Source organism: Streptosporangium sp. NPDC051022 (assembly GCF_040683035.1).
Classification (GTDB): Bacteria; Actinomycetota; Actinomycetes; order Streptosporangiales; family Streptosporangiaceae; genus Streptosporangium.
Genome location: NZ_JBFBCF010000019.1, coordinates 108,846 through 133,539, shown reverse-complemented (window position 1 = coordinate 133,539; position 24,694 = coordinate 108,846). Strand labels below are relative to the sequence as shown.

21 protein-coding genes and 1 tRNA gene are annotated in these 24,694 nt (G+C 72.0%); 12 read left to right on the top strand and 10 right to left on the bottom strand.

The genetic code is table 11. The annotated features are described in order from the left end of the window. Window positions 1-407 precede the first annotated feature (407 nt). From AB0N02_RS28035 to AB0N02_RS28025, 3 genes are read right to left on the bottom strand one after another with little or no spacing between them, the layout of a single operon-like run. Window positions 408-1,061, bottom strand: coding sequence for a response regulator transcription factor (locus AB0N02_RS28035; RefSeq protein ID WP_363952431.1), 654 nt, complete (start codon window positions 1,059-1,061; stop codon window positions 408-410). Next, window positions 1,058-2,233: a histidine kinase gene (locus AB0N02_RS28030; protein ID WP_363952429.1), complete on the bottom strand. Its 1,176-nt coding sequence runs from the start codon at window positions 2,231-2,233 to the stop codon at window positions 1,058-1,060. Before AB0N02_RS28030 ends, AB0N02_RS28035 begins: the two co-directional genes overlap by 4 nt. Before the next feature lie 25 nt (window positions 2,234-2,258). Next, on the bottom strand, window positions 2,259-3,725 hold the full coding sequence (locus AB0N02_RS28025) for a serine hydrolase domain-containing protein (protein WP_363952427.1): 1,467 nt from the start codon (window positions 3,723-3,725) through the stop codon (window positions 2,259-2,261). Here AB0N02_RS28025 and AB0N02_RS28020 point away from each other — a divergent pair. The 3 genes from AB0N02_RS28020 to AB0N02_RS28010 all read left to right on the top strand — a co-directional run bounded on the left by AB0N02_RS28020 (window position 3,709) and on the right by AB0N02_RS28010 (window position 6,401). Next, window positions 3,709-3,894: a hypothetical protein gene (locus tag AB0N02_RS28020; RefSeq protein ID WP_363952425.1), complete on the top strand. Its 186-nt coding sequence runs from the start codon at window positions 3,709-3,711 to the stop codon at window positions 3,892-3,894. The two genes, AB0N02_RS28025 and AB0N02_RS28020, sit on opposite strands and share 17 nt — an antisense overlap. Window positions 3,895-4,110: 216 nt before the next feature. Next, a complete protein-coding gene (locus AB0N02_RS28015) occupies window positions 4,111-5,247 on the top strand; it encodes an alpha/beta hydrolase (RefSeq protein ID WP_363952422.1) in 1,137 nt (378 codons plus the stop codon). Window positions 5,248-5,444: 197 nt separating this feature from the next. Beyond that, window positions 5,445-6,401: a YegS/Rv2252/BmrU family lipid kinase gene (locus tag AB0N02_RS28010; protein WP_363952419.1), complete on the top strand. Its 957-nt coding sequence runs from the start codon at window positions 5,445-5,447 to the stop codon at window positions 6,399-6,401. Here AB0N02_RS28010 and AB0N02_RS28005 read toward each other — a convergent pair. The 4 genes from AB0N02_RS28005 to AB0N02_RS27990 form a co-directional block, all read right to left on the bottom strand. After that, on the bottom strand, window positions 6,388-7,206 hold the full coding sequence (locus tag AB0N02_RS28005) for a MerR family transcriptional regulator (RefSeq protein ID WP_363952416.1): 819 nt from the start codon (window positions 7,204-7,206) through the stop codon (window positions 6,388-6,390). The genes AB0N02_RS28010 and AB0N02_RS28005 overlap by 14 nt on opposite strands. 113 nt (window positions 7,207-7,319) lie before the next feature. After that, window positions 7,320-7,919 carry a hypothetical protein gene (locus AB0N02_RS28000; protein ID WP_363952413.1) on the bottom strand — a complete coding sequence of 200 codons (600 nt, stop codon included), beginning with the start codon at window positions 7,917-7,919 and terminating at the stop codon, window positions 7,320-7,322. Window positions 7,920-8,136: 217 nt separating this feature from the next. Continuing rightward, window positions 8,137-9,522: a selenium-binding protein SBP56-related protein gene (locus tag AB0N02_RS27995; RefSeq protein ID WP_363952410.1), complete on the bottom strand. Its 1,386-nt coding sequence runs from the start codon at window positions 9,520-9,522 to the stop codon at window positions 8,137-8,139. A gap of 154 nt (window positions 9,523-9,676) precedes the next feature. Then, a complete protein-coding gene (locus AB0N02_RS27990; protein WP_363952407.1) occupies window positions 9,677-11,446 on the bottom strand; it encodes an asparagine synthase-related protein in 1,770 nt (589 codons plus the stop codon). Window positions 11,447-11,714: 268 nt separating this feature from the next. Between AB0N02_RS27990 and AB0N02_RS27985 the strand changes: the two genes are divergently transcribed. From AB0N02_RS27985 to AB0N02_RS27955, 7 genes are all read left to right on the top strand, one after another. Next, entirely contained in the window at window positions 11,715-13,196 is a 1,482-nt protein-coding gene (locus AB0N02_RS27985; RefSeq protein WP_363952404.1) for a von Willebrand factor type A domain-containing protein, read from the top strand. 106 nt (window positions 13,197-13,302) lie between these two features. Next, a tRNA-Ala gene (locus AB0N02_RS27980) sits at window positions 13,303-13,375 on the top strand. Between the two features lie 156 nt (window positions 13,376-13,531). Further along, the gene (gene sigJ / locus AB0N02_RS27975) at window positions 13,532-14,476 is read left to right on the top strand and encodes an RNA polymerase sigma factor SigJ (RefSeq protein WP_363952402.1); all 945 of its coding nucleotides are present in this window, start codon (window positions 13,532-13,534) and stop codon (window positions 14,474-14,476) included. A gap of 93 nt (window positions 14,477-14,569) precedes the next feature. Then, the gene (locus AB0N02_RS27970; protein ID WP_363952399.1) at window positions 14,570-15,766 is read left to right on the top strand and encodes an FAD-dependent oxidoreductase; all 1,197 of its coding nucleotides are present in this window, start codon (window positions 14,570-14,572) and stop codon (window positions 15,764-15,766) included. Window positions 15,767-15,899: 133 nt separating this feature from the next. Continuing rightward, window positions 15,900-16,565 carry a two-component system response regulator CseB gene (cseB, locus tag AB0N02_RS27965; RefSeq protein WP_363952397.1) on the top strand — a complete coding sequence of 222 codons (666 nt, stop codon included), beginning with the start codon at window positions 15,900-15,902 and terminating at the stop codon, window positions 16,563-16,565. After that, window positions 16,562-17,854: a HAMP domain-containing sensor histidine kinase gene (locus AB0N02_RS27960; RefSeq protein WP_363952395.1), complete on the top strand. Its 1,293-nt coding sequence runs from the start codon at window positions 16,562-16,564 to the stop codon at window positions 17,852-17,854. Before cseB ends, AB0N02_RS27960 begins: the two co-directional genes overlap by 4 nt. A gap of 110 nt (window positions 17,855-17,964) precedes the next feature. Further along, complete coding sequence (locus tag AB0N02_RS27955; RefSeq protein ID WP_363952393.1) at window positions 17,965-18,888, top strand: hypothetical protein; 924 nt, start codon at window positions 17,965-17,967, stop codon at window positions 18,886-18,888. Here the strand turns inward: AB0N02_RS27955 and AB0N02_RS27950 are convergent. Together AB0N02_RS27950 and AB0N02_RS27945 are read right to left on the bottom strand one after the other, a co-directional pair. Then, complete coding sequence (locus AB0N02_RS27950) at window positions 18,873-19,265, bottom strand: DUF3224 domain-containing protein (protein ID WP_363952392.1); 393 nt, start codon at window positions 19,263-19,265, stop codon at window positions 18,873-18,875. The two genes, AB0N02_RS27955 and AB0N02_RS27950, sit on opposite strands and share 16 nt — an antisense overlap. A 94-nt stretch (window positions 19,266-19,359) precedes the next feature. Then, the gene (locus AB0N02_RS27945) at window positions 19,360-21,093 is read right to left on the bottom strand and encodes an ABC transporter family substrate-binding protein (RefSeq protein WP_363952390.1); all 1,734 of its coding nucleotides are present in this window, start codon (window positions 21,091-21,093) and stop codon (window positions 19,360-19,362) included. A 226-nt stretch (window positions 21,094-21,319) separates the two neighbouring features. Here AB0N02_RS27945 and AB0N02_RS27940 point away from each other — a divergent pair, with 226 nt between their 5' ends. Then, window positions 21,320-22,702, top strand: a complete 1,383-nt coding sequence (locus AB0N02_RS27940; protein ID WP_363952388.1) for an MFS transporter — start codon at window positions 21,320-21,322, stop codon at window positions 22,700-22,702. 61 nt (window positions 22,703-22,763) lie between these two features. Next, window positions 22,764-23,474 carry an aminoacyl-tRNA hydrolase gene (locus AB0N02_RS27935; protein ID WP_363952386.1) on the top strand — a complete coding sequence of 237 codons (711 nt, stop codon included), beginning with the start codon at window positions 22,764-22,766 and terminating at the stop codon, window positions 23,472-23,474. Here AB0N02_RS27935 and AB0N02_RS27930 read toward each other — a convergent pair. Next, complete coding sequence (locus AB0N02_RS27930) at window positions 23,466-24,479, bottom strand: DUF3616 domain-containing protein (protein WP_363952383.1); 1,014 nt, start codon at window positions 24,477-24,479, stop codon at window positions 23,466-23,468. The two genes, AB0N02_RS27935 and AB0N02_RS27930, sit on opposite strands and share 9 nt — an antisense overlap. Window positions 24,480-24,694 lie beyond the last annotated feature (215 nt).

Genomic DNA, 24,694 nt, shown 5'->3' with positions numbered 1-24,694 from the left:
GGATCTCTCCTTTTATCCGGCTTTTATGTGTCGGGGCGCCGCCTTTCGGGAATCGGATCCGGGGGTCGTCTTACGTTCACCGTACGGATCTCCGCCGATTTCCCGGAAAGAATGCAGGAAAGCGTGGAATTGGGGTGCTTCTGTGACACTCCGCTCGCGGAGGAGCGCTCCCGTATCCGGCGCGTGTCCGGGTGACGTCCCCTCGTATCGGCGCCCCGAAGTCACCGTGCCGGAGAGCCGTTAAGGGTGACGGGCCATAATCGGTCCGTCTCACTCGGTATGCGGGGCCATATGGGCGACCCGGCGGTGGAACGATTCCGGCGGACGCGGACACCGTGCGGCCTTCGCGGTTTTTCCGGCCGTTCGGCCGTGCGAAGGCGTTTTCGATTCCCCACACGGCCGCGGCGTCACGGTGCGATGAGGCCGGCTTCGTGGGCGAGGACGGCCGCCTGCACCCGATTGCCCAGGTCGAGCCGGGTGAGGATGGCGCTGACATGTCCCTTGACCGTGCCCTCGGTGACGTTGAGGCGCTTGGCGATCTGGGCGTTGGACAGCCCGGTGCCGAGCAGGGTCAGCACGTCGCGTTCCCGCTCGGTGAGCAGCCCTATCCTGGCGCGCGCGGTCACCGCGCGGTCGAGCCCGGCCGAGCGCAGCCTGCCGATCACCCGCGCGGCCGGTTTCGGCGCCAGGTAGGCGCCGCCCGCGGCGACCGCGTGAACGCCGGCGATCAGCTCGCGCGGGTCGCCGGACTTGAGCAGGAAGCCCCGGGCACCGCTGTCGAGCGCCCGGGTCAGGTAGGCGTCGTCGCCGAAGGTGGTGAGGACGGCCACGGCCACCTCGGGCGCCGCACGGACGATCTCGGCACCGGCGGAGAGGCCGTCGAGGCGGGGCATGCGGACGTCGAGCAGGGCGACGTCGGGACGGTGCGCCAGGGTGAGCTCGACGGCCTCCCGCCCGTCGCCCGCCTCGGCGACCACGTCGATGCCGGGGTCCGTGGTGAGGATGGCGCGGACCCCGGCCCTGATCATCACCTCGTCGTCGGCCAGCAGTACCCGGATCATGGTTCCTCCGTATGCGGCAGCGTGGCCGTCATCTCGAACGTGTGGCCGCTGACCCCGGCCTGGAACGTCCCGCCGGCGAGCCGGACCCGCTCCCGCAGGCCGATCAGGCCGACGCCCCCACCGCCCCCACCGCCCCCGCCGCCTTCCCGCCGCGGACTCGGCGGCAGGAACGCTCGCCGCGGACTCGGCGGCAGGAACGCTCGCCGCGGCCCGGGAGACAGGGCGTTGGCCACGGTGACGACGGTCGTGGCGTGCGCGGTCGCCAGCCGTACGCGCACGGCGGTCCCGGGCGCGTGCTTCATCGCGTTGGTGAGTCCTTCCTGGACGACACGGTAGGCCGCCCGGTCGACCACGGGCGGCAGCCGCCGTGCTCCCTCCCACTCCAGGGACACCGCCACCCCGGCCAGGACGGCCCGGTCGACGAGGTCCTCGACGTCCTCCGGGCCCGGCCGGAGCGGGGCGGGCCCGTCGTCGCGCAGGACGCTGATGATCTCGGCCAGCCGCTCGGTCGCCGAACCGGCACCGGCCCGCAGCCGGGCGGCCGCCTCCCGATGCCGTTCCTCCAGGTCGGGTGCCATCTCGAGCGCCCCGGCGTGCAGCGCCAGCAGGCTCAGCTCGTGTCCGAGCGTGTCGTGCATGTCGTGCGCGATTCGGGCGCGCTCCTGGAGCCGGGCCCGCTCGGCGGTGGCCGCCACCAGCTCGGCCTGCTGGCGGATGGAGCGGCCCAGGGTCCACGGCAGCACCACCGTCAGCGTCAGCGTCAGCAGCCCGGTGGCCCAGGCCCAGACGTCCCCGGCGACCAGGCTGAGCGGGAGGTCCAGTACGGCCCCCGCCGCGAAGACGGCCGGCGCGGGCAGCGGGCGGGGCGCCCGGCGGCCGGTCAGGAAGGCGATCACACCGAGTGCCGCGCCCAGCGCGACGCTCCACACGGGAACGGAGCCGCCCAGGGCCAGTGCCGTCGCCAGGCTCGCGGCCACGCACACCCCGAGCGAGACCAGGGGGCGGGCCGCCAGCAGCGCCCCGGCGGTCACGGGCGCCAGCAGCGCGCAGGCCAGCGCCCATCCCGGGAGTTCGTCATACGACAGGGCGACGACGGCCAGCAGCACAGCGAGCACGGTCAGCGCCCACGGCGGGACGGGTGACGTCCCCGACCGTCCGCCCCAGCCTCTCACGGTTACCAAAGCTACCTCGCGGTGGTCAGGACGACGCCCCGGCGGTGCGCCCGGCGGCGGCCGACCGGCGCAGCCGTGCCAGCACGGCGGTGCGGACGACGAGCACGCCGGCGTTCGCCACGGCCGCGACCGTCGTCCACGTGACCAGCGCCACCGAGTAGTAGCCGAGCTGGAGCCGGGTGATGTCGCGCCCGCCTCCGACGAGCAGGCCGAGCAGGACGGGGAGGGAGACCGCCAGGGCCAGGGGGACGAGCCGGGGCAGCAGCCGCACGGCGGGCCGCCAGGCGGGCCGGCCGGCGAACCGCTCGGCCCAGGCCCGCGCCCGCCGCAGGTTGCGGACGCCGAGGAGCAGGCTCACCAGGGTCAGACCGGCCAGAACCAGGTCGGCGACCAGGCGCGCCGGGGCGGGGGAGGGCGGATCACCACCCGTCAGGAGGGCGGCCAGCTCGTTCGCCAGCTGGTCGGTGCCCTCGTTGCCCAGGCCGATGCCGCTGTTGCCGAGGACCGCGATGCCGTAGCCGGAGGGGAGGAGAAGCTGGCTCGCGGTGTAGGTGAACCACACCCCGTTGTGCCGCACGCGGCCCCCGCCGTCGGTGTCCCAGCCCATCCCGTAGGTCCACCGGGGATCGGACGAGGTGTGCATGGCCGCGACGCTCCCGGCCGAGAGCAGCCGCGTGCCGTCGGCGGCCCTGCCCCCGTTGCCCTGGACGATCAGCCATCGGGCCATGTCCTCGGCCGTGGTGATCACGCCGTCGGAGCCGCCGACGAACCGCTCCGGCTCGGTGGCCGGGATGGACGCCCCGTAGGCGTAGACGTGTCCCTTGGCGACTCCCCGGGGCAGGTCACGGGGGGTGAGGTCGATCGCGGTGCTCGCCCGCATGCCGAGGGGGCCGAACACGTGACGCCGCAGATGGCCGGAGAACGGCTCGCCCGTGACGACCTCGACCAGCCGGGCGGCGATGTGGTAGTTCGTGTTCGTGTAGAAGTGCTTCGTCCCGGGTTCGGCGGCGAGCGTCGCGCGCCGGGCCCGCAGGACGGCGTCCGCGGGCGAAGCGGGCTGCGGCAGGCTCTTCTCCGCGAGTGTGCGGTCGGTGAGCCCGGAGGTCTGGTTCAGCAGCTGGCGCACGGTGATCCGCGCCCCTCGCGGATCGGCGATCCGGAAGCCGGGAAGATAGTCGCGCACCGGTGCGTCCAGAGTCACCTTCCCGGCCTCGGCCAGCCGCATCACGGCCAGCGCGGTGAACGACTTGCCGACCGAGGCCACCGGCATCGGGGTCGTGCCCGTCACGGGCGCCCCCGTCGAGTCGTGGCCGTAGCCCGCCACGTGGACCACCCGGCCGCCCTTGGTGATCGCGACGGCGACGCCCGGATAGCCCGCCCGCCCGGCGAAGCCGGTCACCACCCGCTCGATCGCCGCCGGATCCGGCCCCTCCCACGCGAACGCCGGATCCGGCGCCACGGGAACGACCGATCCCATGACCACCGTGATCACGGCGGCCACGGTGACCACCGTGCCCCGCCACCGGTCCCTGTTCCGCCACACGGCCTTCCACCACACGGCCTTCCACCACACGGCCCACTCCGATCGTCTCGCCGACGACGGCCACGCTAGAAATCCCCGCGCCCCGGCACACGACCCGGAAGACACCCGCCACCCCTGACTTTCGTCGGGTGCGGCCGGACGGGTTCTCACGGGCCGCCCGCGGCCCCGGCCGGGCGCACGGGCCGGATCCCGGTCGCGCCCGCCGGCCGGGACACCGCCTTCGCGCGGACGCCGGTCTGCGACCGGCGTCGTATCTCACCCGCGGAAGTCGTACGTCCCGGATCGCCCTTTCAGCCGAAGCGCGCGCGGACGGCCGCCGAGAAAGATCTCCGGTATGCCGACATCCGTCCTGCGCGGCGCCCTGGCCGCCGCCATCGCGCTGCTCACGTTCGCCACGCCCGCCGCGGCAGAGGTCCCCGCCGTACGCGGCGCGACTCTCGGCCTGTCCAGGCCGACCGGCCCGCACCAGGTGGGCACGACGACACTGCACCTGGTCGACGACTCCCGCCCGGACCCGTGGGTGCCCGAGGAGAGGGCGCGCGAGCTCATGGTCTCGCTGTGGTACCCCTCGCGGGCGTCCCACGGGAGACGGGCCCCGTACATGACTCCGGAGGAGTCGTCCCTGCTACTGGAGGGGCAGGGGGTCGACGGCGTGCCCGGAGAGGTGCTCAGCGGGACGCGGACCAACGCCTTCGTCGACGCCCCGCCGCTCGGGCACGGCCTTCCCCTCGTCGTGCTGTCTCCGGGGTTCACCCTGCCCCGCAGCTCGCTGACGGCCCTGGCCGAGGACCTGGCGAGCAGGGGTTATGTGGTGGCGGGCATCGACCACACGTACGAGTCCTTCGGCACGGCCCTTCCCGGCGGGCGCACCGCGACCTGCGTCGCCTGCCAGTCGTGGGGCTCCCCGGAGTTCGGCGACAGGACGACCAGGGGCCGGGCGGCGGACGTCTCCTTCGTGATCGACCGGCTGACCGGGCCGCGCCCGGCCTGGAGGTACTCCGGGCTGATCGACCCCTCCCGGATCGGGATGGCCGGTCACTCCATCGGCGGCAACAGCGCCACCTGGACCATGCTCGGCGACCCCCGGGTACGCGCCGGGATCAACATGGACGGCACCTTCCACATCCCGGTTCCCGACGGAGGGCTTTCCCGGCCGTTCATGCTGATGGGCGCGGGGAAGATCCACGAGCCGGGCGGGAGGGACACCACCTGGGGGCGCGACTGGCTCCGGATGACCGGCTGGAAGCGCTGGCTCACGGTCGACGGCATGGACCACACGTCCTTCACCGACTATCCGCTGTTCGCCGGCCGGCTCGGTGTCGACACCGGCGCTTCGATCTCCGGCCCCCGCGCCGTGGCGATCACCCGCGAGTACGTCGGCGCCTTCTTCGACCTGCACCTGCGCGGGCGGTCCCGGCCGCTGCTCGACGGGCCGTCCCGGCGCTTCCCCGAGGCGAGGTTCTGGCCGTGACGCCACCGCGACCGGTCTGGCCGAGCGTCTGACCGCGGGGGAGGAGTTCACGCCTCCCTCCCGCTGAAGGACTCCGCTGAAGGACCCGCTGAGGATCGCCTCGCCGAGGGGCGGGACCGGGCGGCCCGGCGTTTGCGGACGCGGCGCGGGGGCAGCCGTCGGTGAGCACCCACGGCGACGTTATCGGGAGGGTCTCCATGCTGCGGCACAGGCACCGGGTCGGCACGGTCGCGGTGATCGCCCACCGGAGGAAGTCACTCGGCGGCGGGCTGGACGAGCTGCGCAGGCTCCTGGCCGACGAGGGCGTGGGCAGACTGCTCTGGTACGAGGTCCCCAAGAGCAGGAAGGCTCCCAAGCGGGTGCGCAGGGCCCTCAAGGAGGGGGCCGAGCTGGTCCTGGTCTGGGGCGGGGACGGCATGGTGCAGCGCTGCGTGGACGCGCTCGCCGGTTCCGGCGTGACCGTGGGCATCATCCCGGCGGGGACGGCCAACCTCTTCGCGCGCAACCTCGGCGTTCCCGAGGACCTGCCCGAGGCCGTGCGGATCGCCTTCCACGGCGAGAGCCGGAGGCTGGACCTGGGCAAGGTCAACGGCGAGCACTTCGCCGTCATGGCGGGCGTCGGCTTCGACGCTGAGATGATCAAGGACGCCGACCGGGGGCTGAAGGACAGGCTGGGCCGGGCCGCCTACGTGTGGACCGGCCTGCGGCACGTCCGCGGCGAGCTCGTGCGGATGAAGGTCGAGCTCGACGGGGTGACGTGGTTCGAGGGGGAGGCGAGCTGCCTGCTGCTGGGCAACGTCGGCACCATCACCGGCGGCATCGAGGCGTTCGACGACGCCCGCCCCGACGACGGCTGGCTGGAGGTCGGCGTGACCACGGCCAAGGGACCCGTCCAGTGGGCCCGCGTGCTCGGCCGGATGAGCACGGGCCGGTCGGACGACTCCCCGTTCGTGCGGATGACCCGGGCCCGTAAGGTCCGCGCCAGGCTCGGCGCCCCCATGACCTACGAGCTGGACGGCGGCGCCAAGGACACCGTCACCAAGCTGAAGGCCAAGGTCGTGCCGGGGGGAATCGTCGTCCGCGTCCCCGCCGCGGCACCCGGCGAGCGGCCGGCCGAGCCGCTCGCCGGGCAGCCGGAGGCTACGCGGCCGTGATGGCGAGCTGGAGCTCGGTGATCCATCCGCCGGGGTCGGCCGGGCACTCCAGGGTGACCTCCCGGGCCAGGCCGAGGCTGCGGTAACCGTGCTCCTCGACCCAGTGGGCCAGCACCTGGTAGGTCGATTCGACCCCGTCCATCGCCCCCCGATGGACGATCGTGGCGGCCGTCTCGATCGCAGACAGGTCCACGATCTGGAAGTCGTGGCTCCGCGACGCCTCCGCCGTCACCTCGACCCCGGCGTGCACGACGACCGAGCCGTCCTCCACCGGTTCGTAGTGGGCGATGCCGTACCCGGCCGGTGCCACCCCGGCTCTTTCGAGGCGGGGGAACAACTCGTCGTACAGGGGCCGGATGACGGGAGTGATGTCCTGGCTGTCGTAGCTCGCCGCGACGGCGCTGAGCTCGGCCAGCCTGACCGGGGAGATCCGCTTGACGACGACCTCTTCGATGGCCATGTGCCCTTCCCTTTCGATCGTCCGGAGCCTCGCCTCGACCCGGAGCAGCCGCGCGGTGTCGGCGGCGATCCGCTCCTCCAGCTCCGCGCGGCGCAGCCGTACCATCCCCTGCAGCTCGGCCACGGTGACCTTCTCGTCGAGGATCGACCGCACCTGCTGCAGGGTGAAACCGAGGTCCTTCAGCGCGATGACGCGGTTGAGCCGCGAGAGCTGGGCCGCCTGGTAGAAGCGGTAACCGCTGGCGGGGTCGACGTGGGCGGGCCGCAGTAGCCCGAGGGCGTCGTAGTGGCGCAGCATTCGAACCGAAACACGGCCGAGCTGGGCGAAGTCTCCGATGCTGAACATGATGGATCCAGGTGTAGGGGCTCACACGGTGTCAGGGTCAATCTCGCGCCTCGGGCGCCCTCCGCCCCGCCCTCCGCCCCGCCCGGCGGCGAGCCGGACGGGCGGGGCGGAGGTCAGCTGAAGGCGGCGAAGGCTCCCGCGCCGATGAGGGCGACCGCCCAGGCGAGGTCGAGGTTGAACCACGCCTTGCGGAGCACCGCGACTCCCAGCTTCTCATAGACGAGCAGGGCCAGAATCGTGATCGTCGAGAGCATGGCGAGGGTGTGGACCGTCGTCGCCAGCAGGCTCTGCGAGACCAGCGAGGCGGGGCCGTGCCCGCCGCGCAGGGCGATCGGGAGCACCATCAGGCCCGCTCCGTGGGCGGTGGCCATCAGGAACGACCAGCAGGCCAGCTGCCACCAGGTCACCTTCATGCCCACCCAGCGGGGATGGCGCCGCCGTACGAGCCGCCAGACCCCGAACCCGCACACCACGGCCGCCACGCCGTAGGAGACGACCTTGGGCGGGGTGGCCAGGCGTGCTACGGACACCAGCGCGAGCGTGATCAGCACCGAGCCCGCGTGGCCGAGCACGATGGGCGGCAGCGCGCGCAGCACCGCCGCGCGCGAGCGCTCCTGCAGGCCGAGGGCGACGGCGAAGAGCCATCCCATGGCGGGGTTCAGGCCGTGGAAGGCGCCCAGGCCCGCCAGGATCAGCACCGATGTCAGATCCATCCGGCGAGTCCCGTCCGAGGCGGAAGGCGGCCGTTCGCCACCGGGGTCCTGTCACGGCGCCGACGGTCCGCGGAGCGGGCGGGAGAGGCCTCCATCGGGATCAGAGAGTTCCTTTCCGTGGTCTTTCGGGACGTGGTCTTCCGGACGGCCTCCGGCCGGTTCCCGGGCAGCGGGCGCCGGGAACCGGGCCGGACGGGACGTCCGGGGGACGGCGGTATCAGGGGAAGCAGAAGGAGTCGGAGGAGGAGTCTCCGCCCTGCAACCGGATCTGATGGGCGCGGCGGCCGTCGGCGGCGAAGTCGACGAAGAAGTCCGGATCGAGGGCGATCGAGCCGTCGTCGGAGATGTCCACCTTGACCATCCAGCTGGAGACGCCGTCGGGGTAGAAGACGTCGTCCCAGGAGCGGTAGAGCGAGTTGGTGAAGTAAACCCGCCGCCCGTCCCTGCTGGCCTCCACCATCTGCGGGCCGCCGTTGAGCGCCCGCCCCCCGGCGGCCGGGTGTGAGGCACGCCCGGCGATGCCGCCGATCCGCACCGAACCGGTCTCGCGCGGGGCGAACGGGTCGGAGACGTCGTAGGCCTTCAGCTCGCCGGTGCCCCAGCAGGAGACGAGCAGGATGCGGTCGTCGAGGGTCAGCGAGATGTCGGTGACCAGCGGCGGCACCGCCCCGAACTGCTTGAGCGGCTCCGGCAGCAGGTCGGCCTCGGCGGGTTCGGCGGGAATGGTGATGATCTTCTCCGCCTTCCAGGTCCCGTTCTCCTGGTACCAGGTGAAGATGCCGGCCGACAGGTCCTCGACGTTGATGACCGTGTTGACGAACCCGTGGGTCTTGGTCGGGTCGTGCGCGGGGCGCAGCTCCAGGGCCATCTGGTGCTGGTCGCCCAGGTCGATCTCCTGCAGGTGCGTGCGTTTGGTCAGGTCCCAGACGTGCAGCCGGTGGCCGTACTTCCGGCCGACCAGCAGGTCCAGCGAGGGGCCGGCCTCGATCTGGTTGGGGGTGCCCCACTCGCTGGTGATCATCGTGTCGTGGCCGAGGTGCCACCAGAAGTCGTAGTGCAGCTCCTGAGGTCCCCGGTCGGCCTCCCAGCGGCCCTTGGGCTCGAAGGTGTCGTGGTCGAGGGTGAACACCCCGCCGGGCGCGTCGCCGTCAACGTTGCCGAGCGCGCTGACGTAGATCGCGTCGGTGCCGCAGTGGACGGTGTGCGGGCGGCTGTAGCCGGTCTTCTCGAAGATGGTCTCCGGCTCGATCGTCTTGACGAGTTTGGGCCGCCGCGGGTCGTCCTTGACGTCGAAGATGTAGATCCTGCTGGAGCGCAGTCCCGGAAGAACCAGGTAACGCCGCTCGACGTGCGGGTGCGGGGCGTACGGGCACAGGGCGGAACTGCACACGTTCCAGCCGAAGTGGTGGAGCTCGTCACCCGCGACGGGCATGTCGTTGACGCTGACGATCGATCCGTCGGACAGGTCGATCGTGGCGAGACCGTCCGGCCGGCCCTGCCCCGCGGCGTCGAGCAGGGCGACATAGGCGAGCTCTTCCCGCGGGGCCAGCATGGCCTCCCGGGCGGACGGATAGAAGGTGGGATCGGGCTGAACGAGTGCCATGGCGGACTCCTAGACCGAGATCAATGTCCCACTAATGTTGTAGGAAAACTCTCTGCTGTCTAGGGGTGATTTTACGTAGCCGATCCGGTAGAGAAGGGAAGCGGGGACGTCCCGGGACGGTCCTGCGAGGTCGGGGCGAGAGGTCCCGCGGGGGTCAGGACGGGACGGGGACGTGGATCGGCTCCAGCCCCTCGGGAGCCTTGCCGGGGTAGGCGCCGGACAGCATCGTGGCCACGGTGCAGAGGTGCCAGGCCTGGGCCGGTTTCCTCAGGACGGGCTCGGCGAACATGCTCCTGACCTGGTCGGGGTCGACGATGGGCGCCAGCAGGTCGAGGTGGCCGAGGACGTGGTCGCGGAGCACGGCCGTCAGCGTCTCGCCGGGGCTGGTGCGCCAGCTCCAGCCGCCGCCGGTCTTCGGCGCCGTCAGGAACCCCGGTCTGCGCCGCCAGGGGTAGGAGCGCCTGCCCACGGTGAACCGCCACGGCTTTCCCTCGATCGGGACGTTGCGGAGCGAGGGGGCGAAGACGGTGGTCAGCTCGTAGACGACCTCCTCCGACAGCCGCCAGGCCTGGTCGAGCCCCAGCGCCGCGCGCACCACCCGGTTGTCGAGGAAGGGCCAGACCGGGTCGCCCCTGCGCAGGGATCCCGCCCGGGACCCGGCCTGCCAGCGGCCGATCCGGTAGGAGACGTACATGTGGTCGAGCGCCTCCAGCCCGTCGCGGGCCTGCCAGGGGGCGGCCAGTTCGCGCGCGTGCTCGTTGGCCGCCTCGGTGAACAGCGCCCGGTCCCGCAGGAAGGTCGTGTCGATCCGGCGGCGCAGCGCCGGGGCGCTCAGGTCGTTCTGGAGCAGCAGGAAGCTGCCTGCCCGCAGTACCTCCCCGCTCTGTCCCGACATGGTCGGCCTGGCGCTGTAGGGCAGGTAGCCGACGATCGACTCGTAGGCCGACGTCATCCCCTCGCAGGTCCGCAGTGTCTCGTAGGTCCGCGCGAGCGGGTGCTCGACCAGGACCGCGTCCTTCTTCTCGGCGCGGGCCGGGGGGATGACCGTGTGCTCGATGCCGAGCGCCCGGGCGATCCGCCCGGCGATGATCACGTCGGGGTGGCCGTCCAGGCCGTTCGTGGTCGCGCGGAGCGGGATCCCGGCCGCGTGCAGCACCGCGGCGACCAGGCGGCTGTCGCGGCCGCCGGTCAGGGCGAGGTTGACCGGCTCGCCCGTAGCGCGCAGCGGCTCCACGGTGGTCAGCAACGCGTCGGCCAGCCCCTCGACGAGCGCCTTCTTCCGCTTGCGCGTGGCGGGGGCGGGCACGGCGGTGGGCAGGGAGGCCTCGGAGATCGTACGGTGGCCGTCCCTGACGACGATCGTCGAGGACGGCGGCAGCACGCTCACCCCGCGATAGGGCGTCTCGTCGGACAGGAAGTAGCCCTGGCGGACCATCGCCTGCAGCGCGAGCACGTCCCACTCGATCCGCTCGCCGAAGGCGACGAGGCTGACCAGCAGCGCCCGGCTGCCGATCACGTGCATGTCGGGGGTCTGCGCGTAGTAGACCGGGCAGACTCGGTGGATCGCGGTCGCGGCCGACAGCTCCGTGCCGGTCGCGCGGAACACCGAGAAACATCCGCTGACCGTCTCGGCGCTCAGCTCGGGGGCGCCGGCCAGCCGGTCGACCTCGCCGGGCACCGCCAGCGTGCCGTTCACCCCGGTCACCCTGTCGTGGCCGGTGGCCAGCAGCGGCGGCAGCCGGGAGTCGTCCGGCTCGTTGCTCCAGGCGAACATGGAGATGCCGGGCCTGTGCCACTCGCGTGACCTGATGACCTCGGTGGGAACGGGGAAGGCGGCGTCGATCGCGGTTCGTGCCGTGTTCAGGATCCCCTCGGGGATTCCGGCTCCGGAACGCTTGGCCGCCAGCCCGAGATACACGCGCATGGTCCCGGATCATATGTCGCGATTTTTCGTGATGAGGATGGATTCATCAGGAAAGCGTGACCGGGCTGAACGGAACGTTGTCACCTCCCCGGCTCACGTGACCCCCGCCCGTGTGACGGTTCCGCCGCGCGATCCCCGCACCGGCGGGTTCCGGCGGCGGACGGGCCGATCACACGCCGAACACGGTTTGCGCTCGCTTGGGTCAAGCCCTCGGCGGCCGCGAGGCCGGAGCCGTCGTAGGGGATGACGCACATCCTGTGGAGGCGACATGAATCAGCGCACGCCCGCCGTCGTTCTCGCCGTCATCGTCCTGCTGCTCGCCGCGGCCTGTGGTGCGTCGGGCACCGGGACGGAAAAGCCGGCGAACACCGAACCGAGGAACGGTTCCGGCCGGGCGGCACCGTCCATGGCCGGGGAGCACGACCCCGGCGCCGCCGGGCGACGGGACACCACCGTCGACCAGATCTCCACCTTCGCCCTCGATGTGGACACCGCCTCCTACGGCTACGCCAAACGGCTCCTGAAGGAGGGCAGGCTGCCCGAACCCGACCGGATCAGGGCCGAGGAGTTCGTCAACTCCTTCAGGCAGGACTACCGCGACCCCGAGGGCGACGGGTTCTCCGTGCACATGGACGGCGCGCGGATGCCCGGCAACGGCACGGCCCTGCTCCGGGTCGGCCTGCGGACCCGTCAGGCACAGCAGCGGGCGCGGCGCCCGGCGAACCTGGCCTTCGTCGTCGACGTCTCCGGCTCGATGGGGGCGCCGGGCAGGCTCGACCTGGTCCGCGAGGCCCTGCACCAGCTCATCGGCCAGCTCGGCCCGGGGGACCAGATCTCCATCGTGGCCTTCAGCGACGAGGCCGAGGTCGTGCTGCCCATGACCCCGGCGACCTCGAGGGACGAGCTGGACGCGGCCGTCGAGCGCCTGGCCGTACGGGCTTCGACGAACCTGGAGGCGGGGCTGACCGCCGGATACGCCGAGGCGGCCCGGACCTTCCGGGCGGTGGCGACCAACCGCGTCATCCTGCTCTCCGACGGCCTGGCCAACGAGGGGGACACGAGCTGGCAGGGCATCCTCGACCGGGTCGAGGAGTCCGCCGGGCGGCAGATCACCCTGCTGTGCGTCGGTGTCGGCCGTGACTACGGCGACCGGCTGATGGAGCAGCTCGCCGACAACGGCGACGGCGCCGCGGTCTACATCGGCTCGGCCGACGACGCGCGCAAGGTGTTCGTCGAGCAGCTCGCCGCGAACCTCGACCTGCGGGCCCGCGACGCCAAGGCGCAGGTCGTGTTCAACCCCTCGACCGTGGAGTCCTATCACCTGGTCGGCTACGAGAACCGGCAGATCGCGGCCGAGGACTTCCGCGACGACACCAGGGACGGCGGCGAGGTCGGGCCGGGCCACTCGGTGACGGCCCTGTACGAGGTACGGCTGCGCGAGGGGACCTCGGGCCAGCTGGCCACGACGACCGTGCGCTGGCAGGACCCCGACACCCGCGACCCCGGCGAGGTCAGCCGCTCCCTGGAGGCGGCCGATCTGGCGGCCTCGCTGTGGCGCGAGACGTCGCCGAGGCTCCAGGTCGACGTGGTGGCCGCGGCCTTCGCCGAGTATCTCCGCACCGGCGAGCCACTGGCCGGGGTGGAGGCGAAGGAGCTCGCCGAGCACGCCACCCGTCTGGCGGCCTCGACGGAGGACGCGGAGGTGGCCGAGCTCGCCGGCCTCGTCACCCGCGCCTCCTCGCTCCGCTGACCTTCGGGGCGGGTCCGCTCCGCCCCGATGATTACGGAGTAGTGGGCGATGTCCTATACACTGGCGTGGTGCCGCCGGGCGGAAGCCGGGCGGCGTCACACCGCAAGGGGCTATGGCGCAGCTGGTAGCGCGCCTCCATGGCATGGAGGAGGTCTGGGGTTCGAATCCCCATAGCTCCACCTGAGGACCGTTCTCCGAACGGCCCGAAGGAAGTCGACGAGATCCCGTCCGATCATCCGATCGGGCGGGATCTCGCCGTTTTCCCGGGCGGCGCCGGCGGGCCTCTCCGAGCGTGCGCGGCGGCCGGCTCGCGCCGCGCGACTTAGGATCGGGCCATGCCCTTGACCGCGAGCGACATCGACCGGTTCGAGGCGTTCAGGCCGCGCCTGGAGGCCATCGCCTACCGTCTCCTCGGCTCCGCCGGGGAGGCCGAGGACGCCGTGCAGGAGACGTTCCTGCGCTGGCAGGCCTCCGGCGCCGAGCACATCGAGGTCCTCGAGGCCTGGCTGACGAAGGTCCTCACCAACCTGTGCCTCAACCAGCTCACCTCGGCGCGGGCGCGCCGCGAGACCTACGTGGGCCAATGGCTTCCCGAGCCGCTGCTCGCCGGGGACCCGATGCTCGGCCCGGCCGAGACCGCCGAGCAGCGCGAATCGGTCTCGTACGCGGTCCTCACCCTCATGGAGCGTCTCTCCCCCAGCGAGCGGGCGGTGTACGTGCTGCGGGAGGCATTCGACTACCCGCACCGGGAGATCGCCCGGATCCTCGACATCACCGAGGCCGCCAGCCAGCAGATCTTCCACCGCGCCAGGAAGCACGTCGCGGACGGCAAGGCCCGGACCGAGATCGACGGGACCGCCGCCCGGCGGATCGTCGAGGAGTTCCTGGCGGCCGCGGCCAGCGGCCGGACCGAGCCGCTCGTGCGCCTGCTCACCGCGGACGCCGTCTCGATCGGAGACGGCGGCGGGAAGGTCCCGGCCCGCGCCAAGGCGTTCGAGGGCGCCGTCGCGGTCGCGAAGTTCCTGCGGGGCCTGTTCAAACCGGGAGAGGCCAAGCGGGCCCTGGCCGGAGGCACGCCCGGGCTCTACGCCTGGACCGCCAACGGCGACCCCGCCGTCGTGGCCGTCGTGGACGGCCGGGTCGTCGGCGTCGTGTGCCTGGAGGTCACCGCCGAGGGCATCGCCGCGGTCCGCCATCAGGTCAACCCCGACAAGCTCGAACGCGCGACCGCGCGCTGGGCGGCCGCTGACCACGGAGAGCCCCTGTTCAACGCCTTCTGATCGCTGTGTGAGGTGCTTCACATCGCGCTCCTGTCAGGAAACGGCGGGCCGCCCGGTTCAAGTGGCGAACCCGCGAAAGACAGGAGCAGGGAAATGCGGCACCGCATCATCGTCCTCGGAGCCGGATACACCGGAGCCGTCGTCGCCGGCCGCCTCGCCAGGCGGCTCCGCCGCGAGGACGTCGCCATCACCCTCGTCAACGCCGAGCCCGACTTCGTCGAACGCGTCCGCATGCACCAGCTGGCGGCCGGCCAGGACCTCAAGCGCCGGCCGCTCAGCGAGATGTTCGCGGGCACCGGCGTCGAACCGAGGGTCGCGCAGGTCACCGGCGTAGACGTCGACCGCAAGACCGTCGCCGTCGCCGACGCGGACGGCGCCGGAGAACTCGCCTACGACACGCTCGTCTACGCCCTCGGCAGCGGCTGGGACGCCCAGGGCGTCCCCGGGACCGCCGAGCACGCCTACGAGATCGCCGGCCGCCCCGGAGCACTCCGGCTGCGCGAGCGGCTGGCCCGCCTAGGCGCCGGGCAGAGCGTGGTCGTCGTGGGCGGCGGACTCACCGGCCTGGAGGCCGCGACAGAGATCGCCGAGGCCCGCCCGGACCTCGACGTCGCCCTCGCCGTCCGCGGCGAGCTCGGGGACCGGCTCTCGCCCAGGGGCCGCGAGCACCTGAGGAAGGTCTTCGGCGGGCTCGGGATCACCGTGCACGAGCACACCGCCGTCACCGGTGTCGAGGCCGAGCGCGTCGTCACCGCCGGCGGCGAGGCCGTCCCTGCCGCGGTCACCGTGTGGACCACCGGCTTCGCGGTCCACCCGATCGCGCAGGCGACCGCCCTGGAGGTCACCGGCACCGGCCAGATCGTGGTCGACGGGACCATGCGCTCGGTCTCGCACCCGGACGTGTACGCCGTCGGTGACGCGGCCATGGTGATGGGCCCCGGGGACAGGCCGCTGCGGATGTCGTGCGCCTCGGGAACCCCGGTCGCGTGGCAGGCCGCCGACGCGATCGCGGCGCGCCTGACCGGCGGAAAGCTCCCGAACACGCTGATCCGCTACTTCAACCAGTGCATCTCACTGGGCCGGAAGGAGGGCTTGATCCAGTACGTCACCGCCGACGACCGCGCCGTGCGGGCGGTCCTGACCGGACGGCTCGCCGCCGTCTACAAGGAGGTGATCTGCAAGGGCGCCGCCTGGGGCGTCGCCAACCCGACGCTCGGGCTGCCGGTCCGGCGCCGCCGTGTCACGCGGGGGCGGGCCGCGGCGGGGTCGGCCGTCAAGGCGACGGTGTAGAGCATGTAGAGCACGGGGCGTCGGCGGCCGGTGCCACGGCGCCCGGGGGCGGGGCACGCGCCCCACCCCCGGTGAGCGGACGATCTTCGCGGTGGCCGGTTACCTGTTACCTGACGGGCGCGTAAGGTACAGCGTGATCTCCATCCTGCTCGTCGAGGACGACGACGTGATCCGCAAGACCGTCTCGATGGCTCTCGAGCGGTACGGCTACCGCCTCGGCACCGCCGCCGACGGCCTGAGCGGCCTGGAGTCCTTCCTGGCCGGAGGCCACGACCTGCTCGTGCTCGACGTGATGCTGCCCGGACTGGACGGCATCGGCCTGTGCCGCAGGGTCAGGGAGTCCAGCCAGGTGCCGATCCTGATGATGTCGGCACGCGGTGACTCGCTGGACGTGGTGTCGGGACTGGAGGCCGGGGCCGACGACTACGTGGTCAAACCGGTCGACATCCCGGTGCTGGTGGCCCGGATCAGGTCGTTGCTGCGCCGTGCCACCGTCCCCGCGTCCTCGCCCGGCGTGCTGGCGTTCGGCGATCTGACCGTGGACCCGGCCGCGCTCGAGGTACGGCTCGGCGGGCGGCCGGTCGAGCTGGCTCCGACCGAGCTGCGGCTGCTGCTGGAGTTCGCGGCCAATCCCGGGATCGTGCTGGAGCGCGCCACGTTGCTGCGCAACGTGTGGGACTACGGCTGGGACGGCGACAGCCGCGTCGTCGACCTGTGCGTGCAGCGGCTGCGCAAGAAGATCGGCGCGGAGCGGATCGAGACCGTGCGCGGGTTCGGCTACAAGCTGCGCCGGTCATGAGGCCGGGCTCGCTGCGCTGGAAGGTGGCGGCGCTGATCGCGCTGGCCTGCATCGCGGTCGTGGGCGTGGTCGGGCTGCTGGTCCACGGCAGGACCCTTGACCGCTCGATGCTGGACCAGGGAGGGCGGGCGCTGGACTGGGCCGAGGAGGTCACCAAGCAGTACCACGAGGGCATTCCCTCCGGGGGGCCGGACATGTGGAGCAAATGGATCAGGAGCGCGGATGAACTGCCTTCTGCCCTGCGCGCGGAGCTGGCCTCGGAGTCACCCACCACCTGGTACGACGGTGAGGGACACGACGACATGAGAGGCGAACAGCGGTGGATGTGGGCGGTGCAGTGGATAGACAAGAAGAAGGGGCTCGTGGCCGTCGCCCAGATGGACATGAGCGCGGACATAGCCAGGCTGCGTGCCCTCGACCGCGCCATGCTCCGGGCCGCGTTGATCGCGCTCGCGGTGGTGGTGCCGGTCTCGGTCGCCCTGGCCGAGCCGGTCAACCGGCGGCTGCGGCGGGTCGCCGTCACCGCTCGCAGGATCGCGGACGGCGACCTGGACGCCCGCATCACCCCGAAGGGGAAGGACGACAGGCGCGGCTGGGCCGGGCGTGACGAGATCACCGACATCTCCACCGCCGTGGACTCCATGGCGGCGAGCCTGCAGTACCGCCTGCTGGCCGAGCAGCGGTTCACCGCCGACGTCGCCCACGACCTGCGCACCCCGCTGATGGGCCTGGTCGCCGCGGCCGAGCTGCTGGAGGAGGGCGAGGCCACCGAGCTGGTGCGCGACCGGGTGCGGGTGCTGCGCTCGCTGGTGGAGGACCTGCTGGAGATCTCCCGGCTGGACTCGGGCGCCGAGGCGGCCGACCGGGTCCGGGTGCCGCTGGCCGAGCTGGCCGAGCAGTCCGTGGCCCGGCTGGGGGTCGAGGCGTGGGTGCTGGCCTCGGGGGATCCGGTGGCCGAGACCGACCCGCGTCGCCTGGACCGGATCCTCGCCAACCTCGTCCTGAACGCCCAGCGGCACGGCGGGTCCCCGGTGGAGATCACGGTCCGGGACCATGCGATCGAGGTCCGCGACCGGGGGCCGGGCTTTCCGCCGGAGATCCTGGCCGACGGTCCGAGGCGCTTTCGCACCGGTGCCGCCGAACGCGGCCACGGCCACGGCCTCGGGCTGACGATCGCGCTGGGCCAGGCCGGCGTCATAGGCGCCGATCTGACCCTGGCCAACGCCCCCGGCGGCGGCGCCGTCGCGACCCTCCGCCTGCCCCGCCAGGCGGCCGGGTCACCGGGCTGACACACGGTTGAGCCGGGTCGCCGGGCTGATACGCGGTTGATACGTGGTGAAGCCCGGGCGGAGACACGGTCACGGCCGGGTGGACACCTGGGCGGCGCATCGTGTCGGGTATGCGACGTTTCTTGATGTTCCTCCTGCTGGTGGGCCTCCTGTCAGGCTGTGGAAGCGCGCCGTCCGTCTCCGGTGCCACCGTGCCGGACGTGTCCCTGCCGTGGCCGGCCGAGGGCCAGGCGGCGGTCGAGGTGGCGGGCGTGGGCAGCCTGGGCGTCAGCGGCGAGCCGGCCCCGGTGCCCATCGCCAGCGTGACGAAGGTGATGACCGCCTACGTGATCCTGCGCCGTCACCCGCTCCGGCCCGGCGACGACGGTCCGCTGATCAGTGTGGACCGCGAGGCCGCCGACGAGTCCTACATGCCGCGCGAGTCCACCGTCCCGGTCAGGGAAGGCGTGCGGGTACGGCTGCGCCGCATGCTGGAGCTGATGCTGGTGCCCTCGGGCAACAACGTGGCCCGCCTCCTGGCTCGCTGGGACGCCGGTTCGCAGGAGCGCTTCGTCGGGCGGATGAACGCCGCCGCCCGCCGCCTGGGCATGGCCGACACCAGATACACGGGCGCCAGCGGCAATGAGGACAGCACCGTCAGCACCGCGGCCGACCAGCTCAAGCTGGCCGGGGAGGCGATGCGCGACCCGGTCTTCCGCGAGGTGGTGGCGCGGGCCGACACCGCCGTCCCCGGTGACGCGCGCAGGCTGTCCAACACCAACACGCTGCTGAACAGGCACGGAGTCATCGGTATCAAGACCGGCTCCGGCACCGCCGCGGGCGGCAACCTGATGTGGGCCTCCCGCGTGCGGGGCCGACTGGTGCTCGGGGTGATCCTCGGTCAGGCGGCGGGCACCAACCCGATCGCGGCCAAGGAGGCGGCGCTGGAGGCGGGCGGGAAGATGAGCGCGGCGGTCGAGCGGTGGCTGCTCAGCGGGTCTGCACCGCGGGCCGGCGCTGATCCCGCCGCCCGCGGGGCTCAGCCGAGCTCGTAGTCGAGGTGGAAGGAGTGGGCGCCGTCGTCGTTGACGATCTGGCCCCCACCGCGGATGCCGGACAACTCGCCGGTGCCGGATCCGGGAAGGATCGTCCAGCTCAGGGACGACTCCCCGGCGTGGGAGGTGGCGGTGTGGTGCAGCACGAAGGTGCCCTCGCGGCCGTGCGCGGTTCCGGTGAAGCGCTCGAACCCCGCGTAGGCCGCCGAGCCCTCGACCTGCGTCATCACGGTGATGATGTCGGCGGTGGCGGTGCCCACGAGGTCGCCGTCGAAGGTCTTCGTCAGGCGGACGTGGGAGAGCGTGGCGCCCTCGGCCTCGTCGTAGGGGCGCGGGTCCCAGCTGTCGACGGTGAAGGTGCCGTCTGCGTGGGGCATGGGAGATCTCCTCGGGTCGCGGGGGTGATGCGCTCCCATCGTGGCGTCCGTACCTGTCATCCGCTGTCAGCTTTCGTTCGGCCTCTCCCGGGCGTCAGAACAGACTCCACTTGTCCATGTTCCAGGTGATGGTCGACTGGGCGGGGTTCGGGATGACGTTGTGGATCGCCTCGTCCCACGCGCTGAGGCCGGGATGCTGGAACAGCGGGATGGTGGCCACGTCGGCCCACAGCTGCTTCTCGATCTCGGCGATGATCGGGTCCTGTGCGGCCAGCTCCACGGTCGCGTTCAGCTTCCTGATGAGGCGGTCGACCTTCTTGCTGGAGTAGCAGCCGTTGTTGTTGCCCTTGTTCTCGCCGTCGCACTTCTTCGGCGTGGTGTAGGTGGAGGCCCAGCTGCTGAACAGGGACGACGCCGACCAGGCGAACAGGGCCACGTCGTAGCCGTTGGCGGGCATCACGGTGCCGAAGAAGTCCTCCGAGCCCTTGTCGATCACCTTGAAGCCCGCCTTGTTGCAGGAGTCGATGATGAGCTGCACCTCCATGGTGCGGCGCGGGTTGGGGGTCTGATAGCCGATCTTGATCTGCACGCCGATCTTGCCCGCCTTCGCCACCAGGGCCTTCGCGCCCTCGATGTCCTGCCGGGCGTAGGGACCCGCGCCGCCCGAGGCCGCGATGACCGCCGCGGCGTTGGCCTGGAACGGGGCCACGTTGCGGATCTCCAGGGGTTTGGCGTCCGGGGCGACGGGTTTGATCAGGCTGTCGACGATGAGCTGCCTGGGCACGCACTTGGCGAAGGCCTGGCGCAGCCGCTTGTCCCGGAAGGGGCTGGAGTCGATGTTGAAGTCCAGGTGCTCGTAGGTGTACTGGTCGGCGACGTTGACCGTGACGCCCTGCAGTTTCTCAAGCTGCTGGAGCACGTTGGGGCCCGGCTGCGGCTCGATGATCTGGACCTCGCGGTTGTGCAGCGCCAGCGCCTGCTCGTCGAGGGTGATGAAGCGCTCGATGATGGTCGGGGTCGCCGCCGGCACGCCCCACCACCTGTCGTTGGCGACAAGGGTCAGGGAATGGCCCGGGTCCATCTTGGAGAGCTTGTACGGGCCCGACGACGGGATCAGCTCGGCCGGAGGAAGGGAGACCTCGGAGACCCAGCCGTCGTTGAAGAACTTGACGGCCTTTTCGAGCTTGCGGGCGTCGCGGGCCTTGACCGCCGCGATGAACTCCTCCTCCGACAGTCCTCCCTGCTTCTCCACCACGTGGGCCGGCAGCATCTCGGTCGCGCCCGGGCCGCCCGCCACCCAGTCGGCGAAGGGCTTGTTGTAGACCAGGGAGAACTTCTTGCCGCCCTTGTCGCAGTCGGGCAGCGCGGTGTCCTCGACACCGGTGGTGCCGGAGGTGGAGAAGCCCCTGATCTTGCCGGACTTGAAGCCCCACCACAGCAGCACGTCGTCGCAGTCGATCGGGACGCCGTCCGACCAGACCGCCTTGTCGCTGATCGTGTACTCGACGGTCAGCGGGTCGTCGGAGGTCTTCTCGTAGGTGCCGAAGTCCCGGTCGGGGATGATCGCACCCTTCTCGCCGTAGAACCAGAAGCCCGTCAGGACCCGCTGGAGGGGGCCGATGTTGCGCATGCCGTTCTCGGCGGACGTGTTGTTGTTGTAGGAGTGGAACTCCTGCTCGTAGGCGTAGGTGATGCTCTTGGCCCCCGCCGAGACCGGACCCGGGGGTGTGCGGTCGCCCGGCGTGGCGCCGCTTCCGCAGGCGCTCAGCACGAGCACGCCCCCCAGCAGCACCGGCAGGAACCCGCCGGGCCTTCGCGCATGGAACACGCTGGATCTCCTTAGTAGTCCGGCGTGTCCTCCCCCGCCGGCCCAGTCGAGCAAAGCTGACCATCATTACTTATTTCCGACAAGCAGGACAAGCCGGGTGTTGTGCATCTGAGACGGATCGGGCCGGTGCCTCTATCCATGCGGCCATCGTTATGGCCTGATTTTTGCGGATGTTGGCACTTGGGCCACTCGTGAGGCCTTATGACAGCCCTCCATGATTGACCCCATGACAACCACTCTTCAGACGCGTGAGCGCAGGTTGCACCGCGCCTGGATCGTAGCGGGAGTCGCGTTCGTGGCCATCCTCGGCGCTGCAGGGTTCCGGGCGACGCCCGGTGTGCTGATCACCCCGCTGCAGGAGGAGTTCGGCTGGTCACGGGGCACGATCTCGCTGGCCGTCTCGGTCAACCTCATGCTCTACGGCCTGACCGCGCCCTTCGCGGCCGCCCTCATGGACCGCTTCGGCATGCGCAGGGTCGTCTCGTGCGCCCTGCTGCTCGTCGCGGCGGGCAGCGGGCTCACCATCCTGATGAACGCCCCCTGGCAGCTCGTCATGTGCTGGGGCGTCCTGGTGGGACTGGGAACCGGATCGATGGCCCTGGTCTTCGCCGCCACCCTCACCGACCGCTGGTTCGTCCGCCACCGGGGCCTCGTCACCGGGATCCTCACCGCGGCCGGCGCCACCGGTCAGCTCATCTTCCTGCCCGTCCTCGCAGGCCTGGCCGCCACCCAGGGATGGCGCTGGGCCGCCGCGACGGTCACCGCGGCGGCCTTGATCGTGGTCCCGCTGGTCTGGTTCCTGCTGCGCGACCACCCGCAGGAGGCCGGCACGACCGCGCTGGGCGCCGCCCCCGCCGACTCCGCCGCCCCCGCCGACTCCGCCGCCCCCGCCGAGGCCGGTGCCGCCGGGACGGGGCACGCGCCACGCGTCACGCCCGGCGGGGCCGCCGCACGCGCGCTCACCGTGCTGTGGGCGAGCATGCGCACCCGGCCCTTCTGGCTGCTCGCCGGTGGCTTCGCCATCTGCGGGATGAGCACGAACGGCCTGGTCGGCACCCATTTCATCCCCGCCGCCCACGACCACGGCATGTCCGAGCCGACCGCCGCCGGCCTGCTCGCCCTGGTCGGGATCTTCGACGTCGCCGGCACGGTCGCGTCCGGCTGGCTGAGCGACAGGGTCGACTCGCGGATCCTGCTCGGCGCCTACTACGCGCTGCGCGGGCTCTCGCTGATGGTCCTGCCCGGCCTGTTCGCGGCGACCGCCGAGCCCAGCATGCTCGTCTTCATCGTCTTCTACGGTCTCGACTGGGTCGCCACGGTGCCGCCGACGGTGGCCCTGTGCCGCCAGGTCTACGGTTCCGACGGCGCGGTGGTGTTCGGCTGGGTCTTCGCCTCCCACCAGGTCGGCGCCGCCGTCGCCGCGGTCGGCGCGGGCCTCACCCGTGACCACTTCGGCGCCTACGACCTCGCCTGGTACGGGGCGGGCCTGCTGTGCCTGGTCGCGGCGCTCATGTCGGTCGCCGTCAGGCCCCGCGCGGGAGCGTCCGGCGGCCCGGGCCGCCGGGACCGTCGGGAGCCTTCGGGGGAGAGGGCATCCTTGAAGGTGTGAACGAGCGAAGCGGGCCGGTGGGCACACCGTGGGACCGGCCGCGCCGGGAGAAGGAGGTCGCGTGACCGGTCAGAAGGTGCTCCCGCTGGTGGTGCGGATCGAGCGGGCGGCCCCGCCGGAGCGCACCGACGCCCTGGAGGCGGCGGCGCTCGCCGTGCTCACGCTGCTCGACGACCCCCGCGCCACCGGTGAGGGCGAGTGGGCCGAGCCGGTCAGCGCCTGGGAGACCATCGGGATCAGGAAGGTCGTACGGCGGGCCCGCGGGGCCGAGTGGCGCAGGGTGCTCGACCTGCCGGGCATCACCGTCACCCGGGGCACCGCGGAGGTCCGCGTCCACCCGCCCGTGCCGCTCGACGACTGGCCCAGGGACCTGTCCCGGCTCCAGGTCTCCGGCACCGACCTGACCGACTCCGCCGAGCCGGGAGCGCCGGGCGGCCCCGAGGACACCGGGGGTGTGGTGCTGTGGGTCAACCCGGGGCTGGAGATGTCGGCGGGCAAGGCCATGGCCCAGGCCGGGCACGCGGCCCAGCTCGCCTGGTGGGGCAGTGACGAGCACGCCCGGCGGATGTGGCGCGAGCGGGGGCTGGCGGCGGCCGTACGGACCGCCGACCCCGCGGCATGGGCCGCGCTGACGGCCTCTGACCTGCCCACGGTCAGGGACGCCGGGTTCACCGAGATCGCGCCGGGGTCGTGCACGGTCGTCGCCGACGCCCCGTGGCTGCGTCGGGGAGGCTTCCGCCCCGCCGCCTCCGGGCCGCTCAGATCAGCCTGACGACAGCCTGACGACGTCGGCCAGCACCCCGCCCTCGGGTGTCAGACGCGCCTCGGCCGGACTGTCGTAGACGACCAGGAGACGCTCGTCGCCGAGCACGGCGATCCCCTCGGCGTGGTCGCAGCCGTCGCCGTGGGGCAGGTCCATCACGGGCACCGGATCGTGCTCGACGGACGCCGAGTCCTCGGGCCGCCAGCGCAGTACCCGGACCGGGCCGTCGAGGTCCATGGTCGGCCCGGCCAGGATCAGCAGCTCGTCCCCGTGCGGGCACAGGTCGCGCACGCCCAGGCCGCCGAGGTTCAGGAAGTGCGTCCGGTACGGCAGGCCGTCGATCGGGGCCAGTGCCAGCCGGTCGGGACGCTGGGGATCGGTCTCCGGCCGGATCTCCAGCAGTACGGCCCAGCCGCGCAGCACCGGGCCGCGCAATCCGACGAACACGCGGTCGCCGAGCACCGCGATGCCCTCGATGTCCAGGCCGTTGTCCTTGCTGGGGATCCTCAGGAAGGGCGCCAGGTGGGGGTCGTCGCTCATCAGGTCGGCCAGGTTCCGGCCCCGGCCCGACAGGATCGCCGCCGTCCGGTGGCCGTCCGAGCGGACCGGGGTCGAGCCGACGAGCGGCAGCCGTACGAGGATGTAGCGGTTCTCCTCCCGCACGACGGCTCCGAGCCTGCGGCGGGCCTTGCCGACGGGGTGGTCCCTCTTGACCCGCTTGCGCTTGAGGCTGTGCGAGCCGATCGCCCAGAGCCATCCGTCGGTCCTGGCCAGCCCCTCGATGTCGGCCTCCTCGTCCGGGCCCGCGGGCAGGTCGACGAAGTCGGCCAGGGCGTAGGTGCGCTGGTCGTCGTAGCGGTTCTCGCGAAGCGTCAGGTACTCGACGGTGGCGGTCTCGTCACCGGCCAGCCAGAGTCCGGCGCCGTCCGAGCGGACCGCGGACAGGTTCGTGTGGGTCCTGGCGTCACGTGAGGTCACGTGAAAGCGGAGTTCTACCTGACGTTCTGCGAGCACGGTGGAATCATGACAGGCGGACAGCGGGCCGGCGGGCTCAGGGGCGGGTGCGAGAAGGCACTCGTTCCCTAAGTGTGATGGGGATCGCGCACGAGAAAACCGGATTTGTCGTACGCTCCCGATCGTGCTCGATGGGTTGGGTGGGACTCAGGGGACCCGGGAGACGGGTGCCGGACAGACGTATGCGACCGCCGAGGCGGGCGCGTCCGAGCCGC

What these genes read in the sequence shown, in the direction of transcription:
- AB0N02_RS28035 (WP_363952431.1), bottom strand. Translation starts at nt 1,061, where the DNA reads ATGATCCGGGTACTGCTGGCCGACGACGAGGTGATGATCAGGGCCGGG.
- AB0N02_RS28020 (WP_363952425.1), top strand. Translation starts at nt 3,709, where the DNA reads ATGACCACCGTGATCACGGCGGCCACGGTGACCACCGTGCCCCGCCAC.
- AB0N02_RS28015 (WP_363952422.1), top strand. Translation starts at nt 4,111, where the DNA reads ATGCCGACATCCGTCCTGCGCGGCGCCCTGGCCGCCGCCATCGCGCTG.
- AB0N02_RS28010 (WP_363952419.1), top strand. Translation starts at nt 5,445, where the DNA reads ATGCTGCGGCACAGGCACCGGGTCGGCACGGTCGCGGTGATCGCCCAC.
- AB0N02_RS28005 (WP_363952416.1), bottom strand. Translation starts at nt 7,206, where the DNA reads ATGTTCAGCATCGGAGACTTCGCCCAGCTCGGCCGTGTTTCGGTTCGA.
- AB0N02_RS28000 (WP_363952413.1), bottom strand. Translation starts at nt 7,919, where the DNA reads ATGGATCTGACATCGGTGCTGATCCTGGCGGGCCTGGGCGCCTTCCAC.
- AB0N02_RS27995 (WP_363952410.1), bottom strand. Translation starts at nt 9,522, where the DNA reads ATGGCACTCGTTCAGCCCGATCCCACCTTCTATCCGTCCGCCCGGGAG.
- AB0N02_RS27990 (WP_363952407.1), bottom strand. Translation starts at nt 11,446, where the DNA reads ATGCGCGTGTATCTCGGGCTGGCGGCCAAGCGTTCCGGAGCCGGAATC.
- AB0N02_RS27985 (WP_363952404.1), top strand. Translation starts at nt 11,715, where the DNA reads ATGAATCAGCGCACGCCCGCCGTCGTTCTCGCCGTCATCGTCCTGCTG.
- sigJ (WP_363952402.1), top strand. Translation starts at nt 13,532, where the DNA reads ATGCCCTTGACCGCGAGCGACATCGACCGGTTCGAGGCGTTCAGGCCG.
- AB0N02_RS27970 (WP_363952399.1), top strand. Translation starts at nt 14,570, where the DNA reads ATGCGGCACCGCATCATCGTCCTCGGAGCCGGATACACCGGAGCCGTC.
- AB0N02_RS27960 (WP_363952395.1), top strand. Translation starts at nt 16,562, where the DNA reads ATGAGGCCGGGCTCGCTGCGCTGGAAGGTGGCGGCGCTGATCGCGCTG.
- AB0N02_RS27955 (WP_363952393.1), top strand. Translation starts at nt 17,965, where the DNA reads ATGCGACGTTTCTTGATGTTCCTCCTGCTGGTGGGCCTCCTGTCAGGC.
- AB0N02_RS27950 (WP_363952392.1), bottom strand. Translation starts at nt 19,265, where the DNA reads ATGCCCCACGCAGACGGCACCTTCACCGTCGACAGCTGGGACCCGCGC.
- AB0N02_RS27940 (WP_363952388.1), top strand. Translation starts at nt 21,320, where the DNA reads ATGACAACCACTCTTCAGACGCGTGAGCGCAGGTTGCACCGCGCCTGG.